At 66.7% G+C, this 17,138-nt stretch carries 16 protein-coding genes; 6 read left to right on the top strand and 10 right to left on the bottom strand.

Going from position 1 to position 17,138, the window contains the following annotated elements:
- Positions 1-46 precede the first annotated feature (46 nt).
- Entirely contained in the window at positions 47-709 is a 663-nt protein-coding gene (locus tag HNP55_RS06625; RefSeq protein WP_184297453.1) for a glutathione S-transferase, read from the bottom strand.
- Positions 706-1,335 (bottom strand): glutathione S-transferase family protein, encoded by a 630-nt coding sequence (locus tag HNP55_RS06620; RefSeq protein WP_184297451.1) that lies wholly within the window; start codon positions 1,333-1,335, stop codon positions 706-708. The genes HNP55_RS06625 and HNP55_RS06620 overlap by 4 nt, the downstream gene beginning before the upstream one ends.
- A 197-nt stretch (positions 1,336-1,532) precedes the next feature.
- Here HNP55_RS06620 and HNP55_RS06615 point away from each other — a divergent pair, with 197 nt between their 5' ends.
- Positions 1,533-2,765 carry a YjgN family protein gene (locus HNP55_RS06615; protein WP_184297449.1) on the top strand — a complete coding sequence of 411 codons (1,233 nt, stop codon included), beginning with the start codon at positions 1,533-1,535 and terminating at the stop codon, positions 2,763-2,765.
- 6 nt (positions 2,766-2,771) lie between these two features.
- Positions 2,772-3,839: a M48 family metallopeptidase gene (locus HNP55_RS06610; protein ID WP_184297447.1), complete on the top strand. Its 1,068-nt coding sequence runs from the start codon at positions 2,772-2,774 to the stop codon at positions 3,837-3,839.
- 3 nt (positions 3,840-3,842) lie between these two features.
- On the opposite strand, the gene HNP55_RS06605 is transcribed toward HNP55_RS06610, so the two are convergent.
- Genes HNP55_RS06605 through HNP55_RS06595 form a run of 3 tightly spaced genes read right to left on the bottom strand, consistent with a single transcriptional unit; the run spans position 3,843 to position 5,047 of the window.
- Positions 3,843-4,364, bottom strand: coding sequence for an NADPH-dependent FMN reductase (locus HNP55_RS06605; protein WP_184297445.1), 522 nt, complete (start codon positions 4,362-4,364; stop codon positions 3,843-3,845).
- Between the two features lie 18 nt (positions 4,365-4,382).
- A complete protein-coding gene (locus HNP55_RS06600) occupies positions 4,383-4,778 on the bottom strand; it encodes an NUDIX hydrolase (RefSeq protein WP_184297443.1) in 396 nt (131 codons plus the stop codon).
- Between the two features lie 50 nt (positions 4,779-4,828).
- Positions 4,829-5,047: a DUF6500 family protein gene (locus HNP55_RS06595; protein WP_184297441.1), complete on the bottom strand. Its 219-nt coding sequence runs from the start codon at positions 5,045-5,047 to the stop codon at positions 4,829-4,831.
- Positions 5,048-5,099: 52 nt separating this feature from the next.
- Between HNP55_RS06595 and HNP55_RS06590 the strand changes: the two genes are divergently transcribed.
- The gene (locus tag HNP55_RS06590; protein WP_184297439.1) at positions 5,100-5,669 is read left to right on the top strand and encodes a GNAT family N-acetyltransferase; all 570 of its coding nucleotides are present in this window, start codon (positions 5,100-5,102) and stop codon (positions 5,667-5,669) included.
- A gap of 623 nt (positions 5,670-6,292) precedes the next feature.
- On the opposite strand, the gene HNP55_RS06585 is transcribed toward HNP55_RS06590, so the two are convergent.
- Positions 6,293-7,018: a hypothetical protein gene (locus HNP55_RS06585; RefSeq protein ID WP_184297437.1), complete on the bottom strand. Its 726-nt coding sequence runs from the start codon at positions 7,016-7,018 to the stop codon at positions 6,293-6,295.
- A gap of 317 nt (positions 7,019-7,335) precedes the next feature.
- Between HNP55_RS06585 and purB the strand changes: the two genes are divergently transcribed.
- Positions 7,336-8,712 (top strand): adenylosuccinate lyase, encoded by a 1,377-nt coding sequence (purB, locus tag HNP55_RS06580; RefSeq protein WP_184297436.1) that lies wholly within the window; start codon positions 7,336-7,338, stop codon positions 8,710-8,712.
- A gap of 3 nt (positions 8,713-8,715) precedes the next feature.
- On the opposite strand, the gene HNP55_RS06575 is transcribed toward purB, so the two are convergent.
- The 4 genes from HNP55_RS06575 to HNP55_RS06560 form a co-directional block, all read right to left on the bottom strand.
- Positions 8,716-9,408, bottom strand: a complete 693-nt coding sequence (locus HNP55_RS06575; RefSeq protein WP_184297434.1) for a YciI family protein — start codon at positions 9,406-9,408, stop codon at positions 8,716-8,718.
- A 251-nt stretch (positions 9,409-9,659) separates the two neighbouring features.
- Complete coding sequence (locus HNP55_RS06570) at positions 9,660-11,006, bottom strand: ATP-binding protein (protein WP_184297432.1); 1,347 nt, start codon at positions 11,004-11,006, stop codon at positions 9,660-9,662.
- Positions 11,007-11,011: 5 nt separating this feature from the next.
- Positions 11,012-11,722, bottom strand: coding sequence for a response regulator transcription factor (locus HNP55_RS06565; RefSeq protein WP_184297430.1), 711 nt, complete (start codon positions 11,720-11,722; stop codon positions 11,012-11,014).
- Between the two features lie 55 nt (positions 11,723-11,777).
- Positions 11,778-12,704, bottom strand: coding sequence for a GNAT family N-acetyltransferase (locus HNP55_RS06560; RefSeq protein WP_184297428.1), 927 nt, complete (start codon positions 12,702-12,704; stop codon positions 11,778-11,780).
- Between the two features lie 63 nt (positions 12,705-12,767).
- Between HNP55_RS06560 and pyrF the strand changes: the two genes are divergently transcribed.
- Both pyrF and HNP55_RS06550 read left to right on the top strand, forming a co-directional pair.
- Positions 12,768-13,613, top strand: coding sequence for an orotidine-5'-phosphate decarboxylase (pyrF, locus tag HNP55_RS06555; protein ID WP_184297426.1), 846 nt, complete (start codon positions 12,768-12,770; stop codon positions 13,611-13,613).
- A 255-nt stretch (positions 13,614-13,868) separates the two neighbouring features.
- A complete protein-coding gene (locus HNP55_RS06550; RefSeq protein WP_221439484.1) occupies positions 13,869-17,138 on the top strand; it encodes a PAS domain S-box protein in 3,270 nt (1,089 codons plus the stop codon).

Genomic DNA, 17,138 nt, shown 5'->3' with positions numbered 1-17,138 from the left:
AAACGAAAGACATGACAGGGGTTTGCCCCAGGCCGGGCGGCTGTACTCAGCCGTAGACCGGCGCCTGCCCGGGCACCCAGGGCGGCAGGCGCTCCTGCATCACGGCCTTGAACAAGTCGCCCTCCACAAAGCGCTGCAGCCAGGCGCGCAGGGCGGGCATTTCGGTCTGCGTCTCGAACCAGGCCGCATCGACGGCGGCGAACTGGCGCACAAAAGGCAGCAAGGCCATATCGGCCAGGCTGCATTGCGGGCCGAAGAGCCAGGCGCCCGAGAGGGCCAGGGCCTGTTCCAGCGGCCGCAGCAGCAAGGCGCAAGCGGCCTCGCGATGGTGCTGTGCCGGCTCCGCGGGGAAGCGCTCGGGGTATTTGTAGCGGTCCAGCAAGGGCTTGAAGCGGGCATCGCAAAGCTCGATCCAGCGCGCCTGCTCGGCCGCGGGCGCGGCGCTCAGCCAACCCTGGGGGTCAGATCTTGCCAGGGCCCAGCGCATGATGTCCAGGCTCTGCTCCAGCATGCCCCCATCGGGCAGGAGCAGCACCGGCACCGTGCCCTTGATGGAGGCGGCCAGCAGCTCGGCCGGCTTGGCCCGCAGCGCGACCTCGCGCAACTCCACCCGCTGGCCGGCCTGACGCAAGGCCAGGCGCGCGCGCATGGCGTAGGGGCAACGTCGAAAGGAGTAGAGGACCGGCAGCGATGGCGGCGCTGCGCTCAAGCCAGGCGCGGCGCCGTGTCGATAAAGCTCTGGCGCGCACTGAGCTTTTCGAAGTGGCGGGCCAGATTGGGGTGCTCATCGCGCCAGTGGATGGCGGGGAAGCGGAAGTCCAGCCAGCCCAGGGCGCAGCCCAGCGAAATATCGGCCAGGGTGAAGTGCGTGCCCGAGCACCAGGGCTTGTCGCCCAGGCCTTGGTTCATGGCCTTGAGGCCGGCCAGCACCTTGCCCATCTGACGATCCACCCAGGCCTCACAACGCTGCTCGTCGGGGCGGCCGGCCCAGCTCTGCTCCAGGCGCACCAGCACGCCGGCGTCCAGAATGCCATCGGCCAGCGCCTCCCAGGTACGCACCTCGGTGCGCTCGCGGCCGCGCTCGGGGATCAGCTTGCCCACGGGGGACAAGGTGTCCACATACTCGACGATGACGCGCGAGTCGAACACCGCACCGGTGATCGAGTCCTGGCCCTCCATGACCAGACAGGGCACCTTGCCCAGGGGGTTCATCTTGAGAATGGCATCACTGGCCCAGACGTCTTCGAGGACGAATTGATAGTCGAGTTTTTTCTCGGCCATCACGATGCGCACCTTGCGCACATAGGGGCTGGCGAGTGATCCAATGAGTTTCATAAGTAATGCTTTAACTGCGTCATCCCTGTTGGCCGCATTCTAACGAGGCCCTTGTGGCGTCCAGCCCGCATGCCGGGCTCGCGTTGTTGGACCGACGCGAAGTGATTCTTCCTCTTGTCACGGCGGCGTAAGAAACGCAGACTGCCGCTTCCGCCAAAATCCATTGGCATCAAAAGCACATAAAAGCTGGGAGGACCATGTCAGACGCTCACACCGGGGCAGACCCGATTACGGCCGCCGTTGCCACCGAAGATTTCTCCGCTCACGGCGGCAGCCCCGCCCTCCCGCCCAAACGTCGGCTGACGATCACGTTCACCGGCTCCGGCAGCGAGTACTTCCGCATCTGGATCGTCAATATCTTGCTGACCCTGCTGACCTTGGGCCTCTACCTGCCCTTTGCCAAGGTGCGGCGCATCAAATACTTCTACGCCAACACCCTGGTGGATGGCGAGGCCCTGAGCTTCCACGGCCGCCCCTGGCCCATGTTCCGCGGCTTCGTGCTGTTGCTGGCCCTGATGGCTGCCTACGGCATCGCCAGCAAGTTCTCGCCCACCGCCGGCCTGCTGGCCTATCTGCTGCTGTGCGCCATGTGGCCCGCTCTGTGGCGCGCCGGCATGCAGTTCCGCCTGAGCAATACCGCCTGGCGAGGCCTGCGCTTTGGCTTCAGCGGCGATCTGCGCTCGGCCTATCTGGCCTTCATGCCGGTTTATCTGCCGGCCATCGGCTTGATGGCGGCTCAGTACTTTGTGCTGGGCGGCGCCACCCAAGCCAGCTCACCCGAGGAATTGGAAAAGCTCGGCGCCTCCGTCGAGCTGTACAGCTACATCTCCGGTGCCTGCGGCCTCTTGATGCTGGGCCTGGCTCCCTGGAGCCTGGCCTGCGTCAAGCGCTATCAGCACAATGGCTATCGCTACGCGGAGGAGCAAACCCGGCTGGACATCCCCAACCGACGCTTCTACGGCCTGGGTCTCAAGGTGCTGCTGATCGGCATCCTCCCCCTGATGCTGATTGGCGTTCTGGCCGCCATACTGCTGCCCATGGTCAAGGGCCGCCCCGAAACCCTCCCTGTCGTCTTCATCGCCCTGTTCCTGGCCTATCTCTTCTTCTTTGCCGTCAGCGGCCCCCTGTTCAACGCCCGCTTGCAGAATCTGGTCTGGACGGGTACCCGCAGCGCCAGCCTGCAATTCGACAGCCAGTTGAAAGCGCGCCGCCTGATTGGCCTGACCTTCAAGAACTGGCTGCTGACCGCCCTGAGCCTGAGCCTGTACCGGCCCTTCGCCGCCGTGGCCACGGCCCGTCTGCGCCTACAGTCGGTCGGCGTCGACCTGGACGGCGATCTGGATCGCTGGGTCGCCCCGGCCAATGCCGGCCAAAACGATGCGACCGGCGAAGCCGCCGGTGACTTCTTCGGCTTCGATATGGGTTGGTAAGCCAGCATGGAGCTCGCGCCCCCCGCCGCATCGCCTCGGCTGCAAGCCCGATTTTTTGACGGTCGCAGCGCCCGCCCCCAGGCCGTACAGGCCTGGATCAGTGCTGGCGAGTTGCATCTGCAAACCGGCGATCAAAGCCTGCACCACTACCCGCTGCGCGAGGTGCAGTGGCCCGAGCGGCAACGCCACGGCCAGCGCCAGGCCGAGCTGCCCGGCGGCGGCTTGCTGAGCCATCCCGAGGCAGCGGCCTGGGACGCGTGGACGCTGGCCTCCGGCCTGCAAGACTCGTTGACCGTGCGCTGGATGCAGAGCTGGCGTCGTGTCGCCCTGGCTCTGTTGCTGAGCATTGGCACGCTGGCAGGCCTATGGCGCTGGGGCGTGCCCTGGGTGGCCGATCAGGGCGTGGCCCTGATCCCTGCGGCGGTGGAGCAGCAGATCGGCGGGCAGGCCTTGGCCTGGTTCGATAAAAACATGCTGAAGTCCTCCAAGCTGCCCCGCGCGCAGCAGGAACAAATCGCCGAGCGCTTTGCCCAGGCGCTGCACAAGGCAGGGGCCAAGGCCGGCCCCAAGGCCAAGCCCTGGCCCGCCTATCAACTGCACTTCCGCGATGCCGGCGAAGCCATGGGCCCCAATGCCTTCGCCCTGCCCGGCGGCGCCATCGTCATGACCGATGCCCTGGTCCGCTTGCTGGAGAGGGACAGCCCCGACGCCTTGGTCGGCATACTGGCGCATGAGCTGGGCCATGTGCAGCACCAGCACGGCATGCGCATGGCCTTGCAGGCCGGCATGGTGGGCGTGGTCGCCGGCATGGTCGTGGGGGACTTTTCGGCCCTGATCGCGGGCGTGCCCGCCGTGCTGGCCCAAGCCTCTTACTCGCGTGATTTCGAACGCGAGTCGGATGCCACATCCCGCCAGCTGATGCTGGACGCCGGCATCAAGCCCAGCGTGATGCTCGACTTCTTCCAAGCCATGGCCGATATCCGCAAGAAGAAAGGCGGCGACAGCGGCCTGCCCATCGCCTTCGCCAGCCATCCGGCAGACGCAGAACGGATGCGTTTTTTTGGCGCGCCCTGAAACTCAGGGCCCAGCCTGCCGCAGGCCGGCAAAGACGGCGCGCAAGGCGCCGCTGACCTCGGCGGACCGCAGCATGGCCGCCTCGTCCCAGCCCCGGCCCAGCAGAGGAATCGTCAGCGAGGCTTCTTCAACGATGTCGGCCGCCATGGTCCTGAGCGTCTCACGCAGGGCCGCATCGGCATGGCTGGCGCGTGGCGAGGCATTCAGTACCGCCACCCGTTTGAAGGCAAAAGGCTCGTAACTAACCAGCCAGTCCAGCGCATTCTTGATCACACCGCTGACGCCATGGGCGTACTCCGGGCTGGCGATGATGAGCGCATCCGCGCGCGCCACGGCCGCGCGCAAATCCTGCACCGCCCGGCCCGGCGCCGCCTCCAGATCGGGGTTGAACAGCGGCAGCTGGCCCAGGCCCTCAAACAGTCGCAGGCTGATGCCCGGTGGCACTTGCCGCCCAGCCACTCTCAGCAAGGCAGAGTTCAGGGAGGCCGCGCGCAGGCTGCCGGACAAGGCGAGGATGTGGAACATGGCAAGGCCTTGAAGGTCTCAAGAATTCTCAGGCGAGCCGGCTTGCAGGCCGCGCAAGATGCTGGCGCGATAGCCCTGCGGCAAATTGGCCGGCAAGGCCGCGGGTGCGAACAAGGCCCAGCGCCTGTGCTCATGGCTCAGCCTTGGCTCGAAGGGCCCGGTCAGGCGCGCACGATACGTCACGATGAAGACATGGCGGCCGGGGATGACCTCGAACAGATAGCTGTCCAGCGGCGCCTCCACCGCCACCTGCAGGCCCAGCTCCTCGGCGATCTCGCGTGCCAGGCATGCGGGCGGGGTCTCGCCGAGCTCGATCTGCCCACCGGGCAACTCCCATTCCTCGCGCTCGTTGAGCAGCAGGACGATGCGGCCGTCGGGCGCGGGCAGCAGGGCTTTGATGGAGACTTTGTACATGGCGGGCAGGGCTTGTGCGTCGAGTGGGTAGGCGGGTCTTGCCCTGCGCCCTAGGGATGCTCGCTCAAGAGTCGCTGGATCTTGCTGGCCTTCTCGAAATGGTCCAGGCGCTGCTCCTCGATCCACCAGCGCGCGGCCTCCATCAGCAAGGGCGGGTCATCGTTCTTGTTGGCAAAGAAGGCGTAAAAGGAGAGGCCGACCTCGGGGCCCTTCTTGGCGATCTTGTCGGCACAGACTTGCAGGATTTTTGTTCTGAGTTCGGTTCGCATGGGGCTATTGTGAGGTTTTGATTTTGCTAATCTAGGGTCGAGGAGAAAACCCATGCACAGCCCCCGCAAGATCAGCCTGCGCCACGTCACCGAGAACGATTTGCCCCTGCTCTGCCAGCTGGCCGCCAGCGCGGAGGCGCGCGGCGAGTTTGAGTCCGGCCTGCTGCGCAGCCCGCAAGCCCTGCGCAAGCGCTTTGCCGAGGACGGCTTTTCCAGCGACGCGGCCGAGCGCCTGCTGGTGTGCGACGAGAGCGGGGCCGTGATCGGCAGCGTCTCGCATTTTCTGGCGCACCGCTATGCCACGGCGCGCGAGCTGGGCTGGAGCATCCACGAGCCCTCGCTGCGCGGGCGCGGCTATGGCAGCGCCGCCGTGCAGGCCCTGGTGGACTATCTATTCCTGAACTTCCCCATCAACCGCCTGGCCTGCAGCATGGCGCCGGGCAATACCGCCTCCCGGCGGGTGGCGGAGAAGGCCGGCTTCAGCTTCGAGGGCTTGTTGCGCGGCGTGATCTTCATGCACGGGTCCTATCAGGACGGCGATCTGCTGGGCCTGGTCCGCGCCGACTGGGAGGCTAGGCGGCAAGTTGTCGCAGCACCCCATCAAGGTCCGCCATTATGTTGACCAACCGAGCCGTTTCGCATGGATCTTGGTCCACGCATCTTCGACTTCACCCTGTTTCATCTCACATGCAGCAAGGGCACTCACATATCCACCGAAACCATTGGTCGAATACAAAGTTAGCGTAAGCACATTTTTTTCGAGCTTTGGATCGCGAAAGTACGCACTTCGAGGATCTCGCAGCTTTGGTCGGTACCAATCAAGACACAGGTCGGCTTGAATCTCAAGCTGCGAGCGTTGTGGAGGGCTACTTGTGCTTGCGTGCGGGCTGACAGGCAAAGGATTCGCCGCTATGGGCGCCGCCAATGTAGGCTCAGGTGTAACGCGGGTTGCCTTTGGCACAACCTCGGCTGTTGAGTCCTTCAGTCGAATCGCTCTACCACTACCTCCTGCAGCTTCACAAGGGAATTGCTGATACACAGGACGCCCGTCCACGACGCACTTGAACGTTTGAGCATGAACTGAAGTGCATATGCCGATCAGGATCGGAATCCAGCAGATAGAAGAAAAATTACACGATCCAAAGTGAATCATGACTCAAGCACCCCACCTCAAATAACTTGACACGATGAAGTTTCGTGGCCGCCAGTCTATACCTGAGGGCGAATCCCGATTCGCCCTTGGAATTACTTGGCCACCCGCTCCAGATGGCGCAGATTGCGCTCGATGCGGATGCTGATCGACAGGAACACCAGCATCAGGAAGGCGCCGAAAGCGCCGCCCGCCACATAGAGATTGCGCTTGCTGTCATCGCGCTGCTCTTCGTGCGCCGCCAGCTTGGCCGCGTTGGCGGCATTGCCTTTTTCCAGCTGGGCATCGAACTCTTCGGTATAGGAATCGAGCAGCAGATTGACCAGGTCCAGGGCCGAGGTCTTCTTGGCCTGGGCGATCACGGCCGGGTCCTTCAGCAGGCGCTCCAGGCTTTCGGCAAAGCCCTTGCCGAAGTTGCCGATCTGGGCTTCGCTCTCGTACTTGGCGGCGTGGTCGCGGGTGACCTCCAGCACGGTCGCATGGCTGGGGCCCTCGCTATCGTCCGAATGCGCTTTGACGAAGGCGACGATGGCGCTGGCCGCGCGCTCGAAATAGGCTTTGTTGGGGTCGGCCTTCTGGGCCGCCGCCGCGGCTGCCGAGGCGGCTGCGTCCGGCGTGGCAGCCTCGTCCTGCGCCAGCAACTTCTTCTTCAGCAGGCTGTCGCTGACGGCAGGCACGACGGGCTGCTCGGCCGGTGCCGACTTCCACAGCGAGAAGGAGCTGACGCCCAAGCCCAGCACGGCGACGAGCAGAAGCCCGGCAACCAGCAGCACGACGAAACGAAGAATGGCGAGATAGAGGTTTTCTACTTTTTGCAACATGATGAGGCCTGCCCGCAAGAAATCTTGGCCGGGACTTGCTGAGTAAATGAAGGGGGACAAAAAGAAAACGGAGCCCATTGCCGTGCCCCGTTGCCCGCCATTCTCGGCAGGAGCCCCGGCCCTGGCTATCACCTCAGGGGGGGAAGTTTGCGCGCTCTGCGCCCACTTGCTAACACATGGTTTCAACATACCAGTCGCAGGACCACCATCCCGCGCGCCGGCAGCCAGCGGATTCGGGCAGCAGGCCCGGCCAGTTAAAATTCGCGGGTTTTTCCGGAACCACCTCTCAGCCCAGCGGCTGCCGGCCGCTCATCGCCATGAATACATCCACTCTTTCCGCCATCAGCGCGCTCTCGCCCCTGGACGGCCGCTACGCCTCGCGCGTCGCCCCGCTGCGCCCCCTGCTGTCCGAGTACGGCCTGATGCACCGCCGCGTGCAGGTGGAGGTGGAGTGGTTCATCGCCCTGTCCGACGCCGGTTTTGCCGAGTTCAAGCCCTTGTCCGAGGCCTCGCGCGGCCTGCTGCGCGGCCTGGTGACCCGCTTCTCCGAAGCCGATGCCAATGCCATCAAGGACATCGAAAAAACCACCAACCACGACGTCAAGGCGGTGGAGTACTGGCTGAAGTCGCGTTTTGATGCCAACCCCGAGCTGAAGGCCGCCGGCGAGTTCGTGCACTTCGCCTGCACCAGCGAAGACATCAACAACACCAGCCACGGCCTGATGCTCAAGGCCGCCCGCGCTGAAGTGCTCTTGCCCACGCTGGACCGCATCACGGCCAAGCTGAGCGAGATGGCCCGCACCCTGGCCGCCGTGCCCATGCTGAGCCGCACCCACGGCCAGACCGCCAGCCCCACCACCGTGGGCAAGGAGATCGCCAACGTCGTGGCCCGCTTGACGCAGGCGCGCGCACGCATCGCCGATGTGAAGCTGCTGGCCAAGATGAACGGCGCCGTCGGCAATTACAACGCCCACCTGAGCGCCTGGCCCGAGCATGACTGGGAGGCCTTCAGTCAGCGCGTCATCGAGGAGCAGCTGGGCCTGGTCTTCAACCCCTACACCATCCAGATCGAGCCGCACGACTACATGGCCGAGCTGTTCGACGCGGTGACCCGCGCCAACACCATCCTGATCGACTGGTCACGCGATGTCTGGGGTTATGTCTCGCTGGGCTATTTCAAGCAGCGCACCAAGGCGGGCGAGATCGGCAGCTCGACCATGCCGCACAAGGTCAACCCGATCGACTTCGAGAACGCCGAGGGCAATTTCGGCCTGGCCAATGCCTTGCTGACGCATCTGAGCCAGAAGCTGCCCATCAGCCGTTGGCAGCGCGACCTGACCGACTCCACCGTCCTGCGCAATATGGGCGTGGCCCTGGGCTATGCGGTGCTGGGTTATGAGTCCCTGCTGAAGGGCCTGGACAAGCTGGAGATCAACGAGGCCAAGCTGGCCGAAGACCTGGACGCCGCCTGGGAAGTGCTGGCCGAGCCCATCCAGACCGTGATGCGCCGCTTTGGCCTGCCCAACCCCTACGAGCGCCTGAAGGAGCTGACCCGCGGCAAGGCCATCACCCGTGAGGCGATTGCCGAATTCATCGCCGGGCTGGAGTTGCCCGAGGCCGAGAAGACCCGTTTGCTGGCGATGACGCCGGGCAGCTATACCGGGATTGCGGCGGAGCTGGCCAGGAAGATCTGAGCCTCAGCGCAAGACGCCCTTGCCCAGCCACTGCGGCCAGATCTCCAGGCTGACCGTCTTGTCGGCCACGCCCGGATAAGCCGCCAACGCCGCCTGCAAGGCGGCCTTGTCATTTGTGCGGGCAAACAAGACCTCGGCAACAGGGCCGCTGGCCAGGCGATACCAGGCGCCGATCCGGCCCTGGTCCAAGAGCAGTTGCAGATGCGCGCGGCGCCGCAGCGCCAGCTCAGGCGTGGGCTCTTGCGCCGCGCGGCCCAGCAGCAGGATGCGCGACTCCTCGATGCCCTCCGGGTCTATGCCCTCCACATGCAGGGCACGCAGGGCCTGGGCGGGTACGGCGTTGACGCTCATAAAGCCCTCGCGCACATACTCATCGGGCTCGAAGTACTGCTGCAAGGCCTCGCGCGTCGGCGCCTGGGCGATCACGATGCCGCGCTTGAAGCCGCTGGGGTCGCGCAGCGGGCCGGCGGAGAACAGCTTTTTCTCGGCGAACAAGCGCTTGAAGTTGTCGATATGGCCGCGCTGCATCGCCGCCACGGCCGCCTTGTCCTCCGGCGTGGGGCGGCCGCGCTCCAGGAAGATGAACCACAGCGGGGTGGCGGCCGGCTTGCTCATAACGTCCTCAAGCAGCGGCTTGTCGGCACAGGCCACCAAGCCGCCCAGCACCGCCGCCATCCCTAGCCTGCGTCTGTTCATGAGAGCCTCCTTTCAACCTAGATTCGGCAGTTGGACGCGCCCGAAAGGCTCGCCAGGCGGTGCGCTGACAAGGCGCGCCGACGCAGTGGGCTACTGCCCACAAGGAGAAGCAACGCAGCCAGCGCGCCGTTTGGCGAGACAGGCGGGCGTGTAGCGCTGTCACCCCAAGGGTGATGGCTGTTAACGGGAGAGAACGTCGTAGGCATCGATGTTTCCAGGTCAAAGCAAGCGGCCAACTGCCGAATCTAGGTTCAATCCACCGGCCAACTGATCAGCAGGCGCGCCCCGCCCAGGCCGGGCGCCACATCCATGCGGGCCTGGCCGCCATGCACCTCGGCCACCCGCCGCACGATGGCCAGGCCCAGGCCAAAGCCACGGCTGCCGCGCTCCTTGGCGCGGTCCAGGCGCTTGAAGGGCTCGAACACCGCCTCGCGCATGGCCGCGGGCACGCCCTCGCCGTCGTCGTCCACCGCCAGCAAGACCTGACCCTCGGCGATCCAGGCCGAGAGCGCGATGCGCGCGCGCGCATGGCGGGCCGCATTGCGCAAGGCATTGCGCAGGCCGTAGGGCAGCAGGCGGGCATCGAAGCGCACCGGCCGCGACAGGCGGATATCGGTGCTCAGCTGCTTGCCCTCCAGCAGCGGCGCCAGGCTGGCCGCCTCCTGGGTCAGCAAGGCCTGCAAATCGCCCGGCTCGCTGCGGGCCTGCAGGGCACCCATGTCCAGGCGGGCAATCATCAGGCTGGTGTCGATCAAGGCGTCCAGCTCGTCGATATCGCGTTCGCAGGCCTGCACGGCCAGCTCGCGGCGGCCGGCGTCGTCCTCGTCCACCAGGGCGTCGATGGCGAAGCGCAGGCGCGCCAGCGGCGTGCGCAGCTCGTGTGAGACGGCGCCGGTCAGCTCGCGCTGGCTGGCCAGGGCGGCGGCCAGGCGCTCCAGCGTGGCGCGGGCGCCGGCGGCGATGGGGGCGAAGAGGCGGCTCTCGGGCTCATCAATGGCCAGCTCGAAGCGGCCGGCCGTCATGCGGTCGGCGGCGATCTGCAGGCGGCGTATGTCGCGCCAGATGGGCCGCAGCACCCAGGCCGCCAGCGCGAACACCGCCAGGGCCAGGCCCAGGCCGGCGATCAGCTGCATCCATAACTCAAACGGCAGACGGATGCTGTTCTCCGGCCCGCCGTCCACATTCAAAGGCCCCAGGCGCAAGACCTGCGCCTGCTCGCCCGCGCCCTGGCCCGGGGCCTCGGGCAGGGCCGCGTAGATGCGCCGGTTGAAGCCGTGCACCACCAGCTCGCCGCGCGCCAGGGCCTGGCGGTCGGCGCGGCTCAGCTCGGCGGCCGAGACGAGGGTGACGGGGTAGGAGAACTGCTCGTCCAGCACCTTGATGCGCGAACGCCTGGCCTCGAAGGACAGCGGCGTCAGCTCCGCCACCAGGATGTTGACGGTGCCGCGCATGAAGCGGCGCACATAGTTGTCGGTGACGCCGTTGACGGCCAGCGTCATCAGGCCCTGGATCAAGAGCACCAGGGCCAGGGCCGCCAGGCCCAGGCCCAGGGCGATGCGGGTCATGGGCGAGCGCATGGCCGGCATGCCCGCTTGCATGGATTTCAATCCTTGGCGAAGAGATAACCCTGACCGCGCACGGTCTTGATGCGCTCGGCGGCCTGGGCGTCGTCGCCAATCTTCTTGCGCAGGCGCGAGACGCGGGCGTCGATGGCGCGGTCCAGGCCGTCGAACTCGATGCCGCGCAGGCCTTGCATGATGTCTTCGCGGCTGACGGTGCTGCCGGCGCGCTCGGCCAGAAAGTGCAGCAAATCGTATTCGGCCGTGGTCAGCTCCACCGGCACGCCGGCCAGGCGCACATCGCGGGCCGAGGGCTTGATGAGCAGCTCGCCAAAACGCAGCTCGTCCGACTCGGGCAGCGCCGCGGCCGCGTCCCGGCGCAGCAAGGCCTTGATGCGGGCCATCAGCACACGCGGCGCCACCGGCTTGGTGATGTAGTCGTCGGCCCCGCCCTCCAGGCCCAGCACCTGGTCGATGTCGTCGTCGCGCGCGGTCAGCATGACGATGCGGCCGGCGAAGTCGCGCCGCACATCGCGCAGCACGTCGAAGCCGTCCTTGTCGGGCAGATGGCCGTCCAGCAGCACCACCTCGAAGGCCTGGGTGCGCATCAAGGCCTCGCCCTCCAGGCCGCTGAGGCAATGCGTTACCTGGTAGCCCGCCTTGCGCAAGGCCTCGGTCACCAGCTGGGCCAGGCGCTCATCGTCTTCGACCAGAAGAATTCTTGCGCTGACACTGCTGACTGCTTCCGTCGACATGGGGGACTCTCTCCGTGCTGCTGATGAAGGTGTCGAAGAGTGTAGCGGCGGGCCATCAAACCAGCGCTTCCGAGGCCAGGGCCGCGATCTTCCAGCCCTCGGCCAGCTTGATCAGTTGCAGGGACTTGACGCCCTGGGCGCTGAAGTGCCGCCCGTCCAGCCGCCCCTGCTGCTGGTAGCGCAGCCAGACATGGGCGATGCGGCCATGCATCTCCAGGCGCTTGGTGGAGACGATTTCCTCATAGTCCTGCAGCCGCCCGCCGGGGCCCAGCAGCTCATAGCGCTGGCGCATGAAGTCGCGCAGATCCACCCACTGCAAGCCCGCTGTTTCGCTGCGGTTGATCATGGCCCGTGGCATCAGCCAAAAAGGCAGGGCCGACACATTGGGCAGGCGGCCGGCACGGTTGTTGAAGGCGCGATAAAAGCGCATCAAGCGATCCTTGATGCGCGTTTCTTCGCTGCGCTCGGGGCCGCCGCCGCCCCAGACGAAGAGCTTGGTGACGCCCGCATAGCCGTCCAGCGCCAGGTCTTCCTGGTAGCGGTAGCCCAGGCCCAGCAACACCTTCTGCGAGGCCTGGTTCTCCGGCGCGGTCGTGGCGTAGAGCCGGCTCTGGCCCAGCACCTCCTGCGCATACAGCAGGCAGCCGGCCGCGGCCTCGCGCGCATAGCCCTGGCCCCAGAAGCGCGGCAAGAAGGCGTAGCCGATGTCGGGGGCGGGCAGGTAGTCGCGCTGCAACAGCCCGCACATGCCCAGCAAGACCCCATCGCTGGCCCGCTCCACCGCCCACAGGCCCAGGCCGGCGGACCAGTAGCCGGCGAACAGCTTTTCCTCCATCCAGCGCCGGGCGGCGTCCAGATCGTGCACGCCGGGGTCGCGGATATTGGCGATCCAGGAGGGCTCCAGCAACTGCTCCAACACATGGGGCGCATCCGCGGGCTCAAACCAGCGCAGGCGCAAGCGTTCCGTCGTCAAAACCAGCATCGCGGCTCCCCTCCCGAAGAAATCCCGGACAATATGACACCTTAAACATGCCCATCATCGCCCATGAATTTCATCCAGCAACTGCAAGCCGCGGAAACGCTCAACGACTCCATGCTCTGCGTGGGCCTGGACCCCGAGCCGTCCAAGTTCCCCGGCAGCTGGAAGGGCGACGCCGGCCGCATCTATGACTTCTGCGCGGCAATCGTCGATGCCACCAAGGACCTGACCCTCGCCTTCAAACCGCAGATCGCCTACTTCGCCGCCCATCGCGCCGAGGATCAGCTGGAGCGCCTGATGGCCCATATCAAGCGCGTCGCCCCCCATGTGCCGGTGATCCTGGACGCCAAGCGCGGCGATATCGGCTCCACCGCCGAGCAATACGCCAAAGAGGCCTTCGAACGCTACCAGGCCGACGCGGTGACGCTCTCGCCCTTCATGGGTTTCGACTCCATCGAACCCTATCTGCGCTACCCGGACAAGGGCGCCATCCTGCTGTGCCGTACCTCCAACCCCGGCGGCAGCGACTGGCAGAACCAGCGCCTGGCCGATGTGGACGGCCAGCCCCGCCTCTACGAACACCTGGCCCGCCTGGCCCAGAGCGATTGGAACAAGAACGGCCAGCTGGGCCTGGTGGTGGGCGCCACCTTCCCCAGTGAGATCGCGCGGGTGCGCGAGCTGGCCCCCACCCTGCCCCTGCTGATCCCCGGGGTGGGCGCCCAGGGCGGCGATGCCGAGGCCACGGTCAAGGCCGGCTGGCGCGGCGGCCCGGCCCTGCCGGCGGACCAGCGCGGCCCCATCATCGTCAGTTCGTCGCGCGCCGTGCTCTACGCCAGCAGCGGCAATGACTTCGCCGCCGCCGCCCGCCGCGTGGCCCTGGACACCCGCGCCCTGCTCAATCGCGCACGCTGATCGCCCACGCAAACCCTGAGCCGCCGCCCGTCTGGCCCTGCTGGCGGCTCCAGGTTCGAGAACTATTGCTCAATCCACCGCCCAGCCCCCTCGCGGGGCGCCGAATAGGCCGGGAATTCAGGTGCTCCACCAATGGCTGGCCAGGCCCGGCTCAGGGAAACTCCTGGTGTGAACAAGAGCAGCGGCGGCAACGGCCGCTCGATCCCGAGCGATAAAGGCGACGAGGGCTGAGTGAGCATAGATTCCCAGGATGATTTGAGCAGCCTCGTTGGGCAGGATTTGAGCCCTGGCGAACAAAGGACGGCGCTGGAGCGCAGCGTGCGCTGGCGCTCCATACGGCTGTTCCTGAGCGTCGCGGCCTTCATCCTGATGGCCGGCTCCCTGCTATTGCTGCTCAGCCGCAAGCCGGCCGAGCCCTTGGCCGGCTTGTTGCCGCCGGTCCTGGCGGCCAGCCTGTCCCTGCTCAGCCTGCTGAGCTACTGGCGCCTGCCCAAGCGCTGGGGGCCCCCGGCCCTGGGCCTGCTGATGGCGGGCATGATGCTGCTGGCCGGCTGCATCGCCGTCTCGCGCGATCTGGGCAGCCATTCCCTCACCATGGCGGCCCTGAGCCTGCTGACGGCCCTGGGCACCGGCACGCTGGGCGTGCGCGCCGGCCTCGGCCTGGGCGGCCTGGCCCTGCTGCTGCTGGGCGGCATCGGCCTGGCCGAGCTGCAGGGCTGGGCCACCAGCAGTGCGGCCAATAGCTCGCCGGGCTTGCGGATCTCCACCCATCTGATCCTGCTGGTCTCGGGCCTGATGATAGGCGTGGGCCTGCTGCGCATCGTGCAGCGCGGCGCGAATGATGCGGCCGAGCGCAATGCGCGCTTCCGCGGCCTCTTGAGCATGGCGGCCGACTGGTATTGGGAGATGAACCGCGAGTTCCGCTTCACCCATGTGGCCGAAGACAAGCCCGGCAGCATCGGCCTGGATCTGCAGTCCCGCCTGGGCAAGACGCCCTGGGAGCTGGGCCCGCCGGGCAGCAGCGACGAGGACATGGACGCCCACCGGGCCGATCTGGAGTCGCACCGTCCCTTCCACGGCCTGATGGTGCGGCGCCTGGGCCAGGACGGCAGCCTGCGCTACGTCTCGGTCAGCGGCGAACCCCGCTTTGATTCGCAGGGCAATTTCCGCGGCTACTGGGGCGTGGGCCGCGATGTCAGCGAGGAGGTGCAGGCCGAGCAAGCCATCCACGCCACCGAGACCCGCTACCGCGAGCTGTTCCGCCGCTCGCCCTCGCCCCTGGTGCTGCACCGCTGGGGCCGTGTCATCGACGCCAACCCGGCGGCCATGGCCATGTTTGGCTACACCCAGCGCGCCAGCATGATTGGCCAGGATCTGTTCTCGCACTACGAGCCGGGCGACGACGAACGCGCCCGCCAGCGCGCCGCCAAATTGGAGTCCATGGCCGTGGGTGCCATCCTGCCCATGGCCGAGTTCCGCCTGCGCACCCTGTCCCGGCGGCGCCGCCTGGTCAGCGCCACCAGCGTGCGGGTGGACGCCATCAGCGGCCCGGCCACGCTGAGTTTTTTCATCGACCAGACCGAACAGTCGCGTGCCCAGGAGGCCTTGCGCCGCTCCGAGGCCCTGCTCTCGCATCTGGTCGCCACCAGCCCCGATGTGATCACGCTGACCGAGATCAATAGCGGCCGCTATGCCATGGTCAACAAGACCTTCGAGCGCCTGTCCGGCCATGCCATCGAGGACGTGCTGGGCCACACGGCCGACGAGCTGGGCGTCTGGTTCGACCCGGCCGACCGCGAGCGCATCGTGGCCGGCATACGCCAGCAGGGCCGCGTCACCGATCAGCCGGTGACCTTCTGCAACAAGGCCGGCGAGCCCATCTCCATGGTGATGTCGGCCGCCCCCTTCGCCATGGATGGCGAGCAATACCTGGTCATCAACGCCCGCGACGTGACCGAGACCGAGCGCTCGCGCCTGGTCCATCAAGCCATTCTGGAAAACGCCTCCATCGGCATCGCCCTGACCCGCGACCAGCGCTTTGTGCAGGCCAACCGCTGGGTGGAAGAAATGTTCGGCTGGCCCGCCGGCGGCATGCTGGGCCAGCATGGCCGGGTGGTCTGGCCCACCGATGCCGACTACGCCGCCATCGGCAAGGAGCTGGGCCCCAAGCTGGCGGCCGGCGAGCAGGTGGAGGTCGAGCGCCCCATGCGGCGGCGCGATGGCAGCACCTTTTTGTGCCGCCTGCTGGCCAAGGCCGTGGACCCCAACCACCCCAGCCGCGGCGGCACGATCTGGATCATGGAAGACGTCACCGAGCGGCGCCGCGTCGAGGCCGCCCTGGCCCAGGCCAAGGACGAAGCCCAGGCCGCCAACCGCGCCAAGAGCGCCTTCCTCGCCAACACCAGCCACGAGTTGCGCACCCCGCTGAACGGCTTGCTGGGCCTGGCCCGCATGCTGCAACAACCCGATCTGGAGGAGAGCACCCGGCGCGAGTATCTGGACCAGATGCTGGACAGCGCCGAAAGCCTGTCCGGCCTGATCTCCGACATCCTCGACCTCTCCAAGATCGAGGCCGGCCGCCTCAGCCTGGAAGCTGCCCCCTTTGCCCTGCGCGAGATGCTGGCCACCATGCGCATGGCCTATATCACGCTGGCCCAGGCCCGCGGCCTGAGCTTTGACATCCAGATCGACGCGGCCGTGCCCGCCTGGGTCCTGGGCGACCAGGTGCGCATACGCCAGATCCTCAGCAACTATCTGAGCAATGCCCTGAAGTTCACCGCCAGCGGCTCGGTGCTGGTGCGGGTGCTGGCGCGCCCTGAGCAGCGCCTGCGCATCGAGGTGACGGACACCGGCCCCGGCATCGATGAAAGCCTGTTCGAGCGCCTGTTCCAGCCCTTCACCCAGGCCGACGAGTCCACCACCCGGCGTTTTGGCGGCACCGGCCTGGGCCTGTCCATCTGCCGCGAGCTGGCGGCCCTGATGGGCGGCAAGGTGGGGGTGCAAAGCCGGCTGGGCCAGGGCTCCACCTTCTGGGCCGAGCTGCCGCTGCCGGCCGCAACGCCCGCCATCAGCACCCGCCCCAATGCGGCCAATGCGGCCAGGGACAAGCAGGACCTGCAGGGCCTGCGCGTGCTGATGGTGGAGGACCACCCCGTCAATATGATGATAGGCGTGGCCCAGTTGCAGCAATGGGGGCTGGAGGTCTCGCAGGCCCAGGATGGCAGCCAGGCGGTGGAGGCCATCTTTGCCGCCGCCAGCATGGGCAAGCCTTTCGACGCCGTGCTGATGGATGTGCAGATGCCGGTGATGAGCGGCCACGAGGCCACCCGCGAGGTGCGCAAGCGCTTCCCGGCCGAGGAGCTGCCCATCATCGCCCTGACGGCCGCCGCCCTGGTGTCCGAACGCGACGAGGCCCTGGCCGCGGGTATGAACGACTTCCTCACCAAGCCCATCGACGCGCCCAAGCTGCGCGCCACCCTGGTACGCTTGATCGGCCACCGCGACAACGATCAAACCCGGAGCTGA

Source organism: Roseateles oligotrophus, assembly GCF_014204525.1.
Lineage (GTDB): Bacteria > Pseudomonadota > Gammaproteobacteria > Burkholderiales > Burkholderiaceae_C > Paucibacter_A > Paucibacter_A oligotrophus_A.
Note: the sequence above shows the minus strand (reverse complement) of the source record. Positions and strands in the feature narration are given on the sequence as shown.

Excerpts from the sequence above, each read along its gene's own strand:
- HNP55_RS06620 (WP_184297451.1), bottom strand. The coding sequence starts at position 1,335 with ATGAAACTCATTGGATCACTCGCCAGCCCCTATGTGCGCAAGGTGCGC.
- HNP55_RS06615 (WP_184297449.1), top strand. The coding sequence starts at position 1,533 with ATGTCAGACGCTCACACCGGGGCAGACCCGATTACGGCCGCCGTTGCC.
- HNP55_RS06610 (WP_184297447.1), top strand. The coding sequence starts at position 2,772 with ATGGAGCTCGCGCCCCCCGCCGCATCGCCTCGGCTGCAAGCCCGATTT.
- HNP55_RS06605 (WP_184297445.1), bottom strand. The coding sequence starts at position 4,364 with ATGTTCCACATCCTCGCCTTGTCCGGCAGCCTGCGCGCGGCCTCCCTG.
- HNP55_RS06600 (WP_184297443.1), bottom strand. The coding sequence starts at position 4,778 with ATGTACAAAGTCTCCATCAAAGCCCTGCTGCCCGCGCCCGACGGCCGC.
- HNP55_RS06595 (WP_184297441.1), bottom strand. The coding sequence starts at position 5,047 with ATGCGAACCGAACTCAGAACAAAAATCCTGCAAGTCTGTGCCGACAAG.
- HNP55_RS06590 (WP_184297439.1), top strand. The coding sequence starts at position 5,100 with ATGCACAGCCCCCGCAAGATCAGCCTGCGCCACGTCACCGAGAACGAT.
- HNP55_RS06585 (WP_184297437.1), bottom strand. The coding sequence starts at position 7,018 with ATGTTGCAAAAAGTAGAAAACCTCTATCTCGCCATTCTTCGTTTCGTC.
- purB (WP_184297436.1), top strand. The coding sequence starts at position 7,336 with ATGAATACATCCACTCTTTCCGCCATCAGCGCGCTCTCGCCCCTGGAC.
- HNP55_RS06575 (WP_184297434.1), bottom strand. The coding sequence starts at position 9,408 with ATGAACAGACGCAGGCTAGGGATGGCGGCGGTGCTGGGCGGCTTGGTG.
- HNP55_RS06570 (WP_184297432.1), bottom strand. The coding sequence starts at position 11,006 with ATGCAAGCGGGCATGCCGGCCATGCGCTCGCCCATGACCCGCATCGCC.
- HNP55_RS06565 (WP_184297430.1), bottom strand. The coding sequence starts at position 11,722 with ATGTCGACGGAAGCAGTCAGCAGTGTCAGCGCAAGAATTCTTCTGGTC.
- HNP55_RS06560 (WP_184297428.1), bottom strand. The coding sequence starts at position 12,704 with ATGCTGGTTTTGACGACGGAACGCTTGCGCCTGCGCTGGTTTGAGCCC.
- pyrF (WP_184297426.1), top strand. The coding sequence starts at position 12,768 with ATGAATTTCATCCAGCAACTGCAAGCCGCGGAAACGCTCAACGACTCC.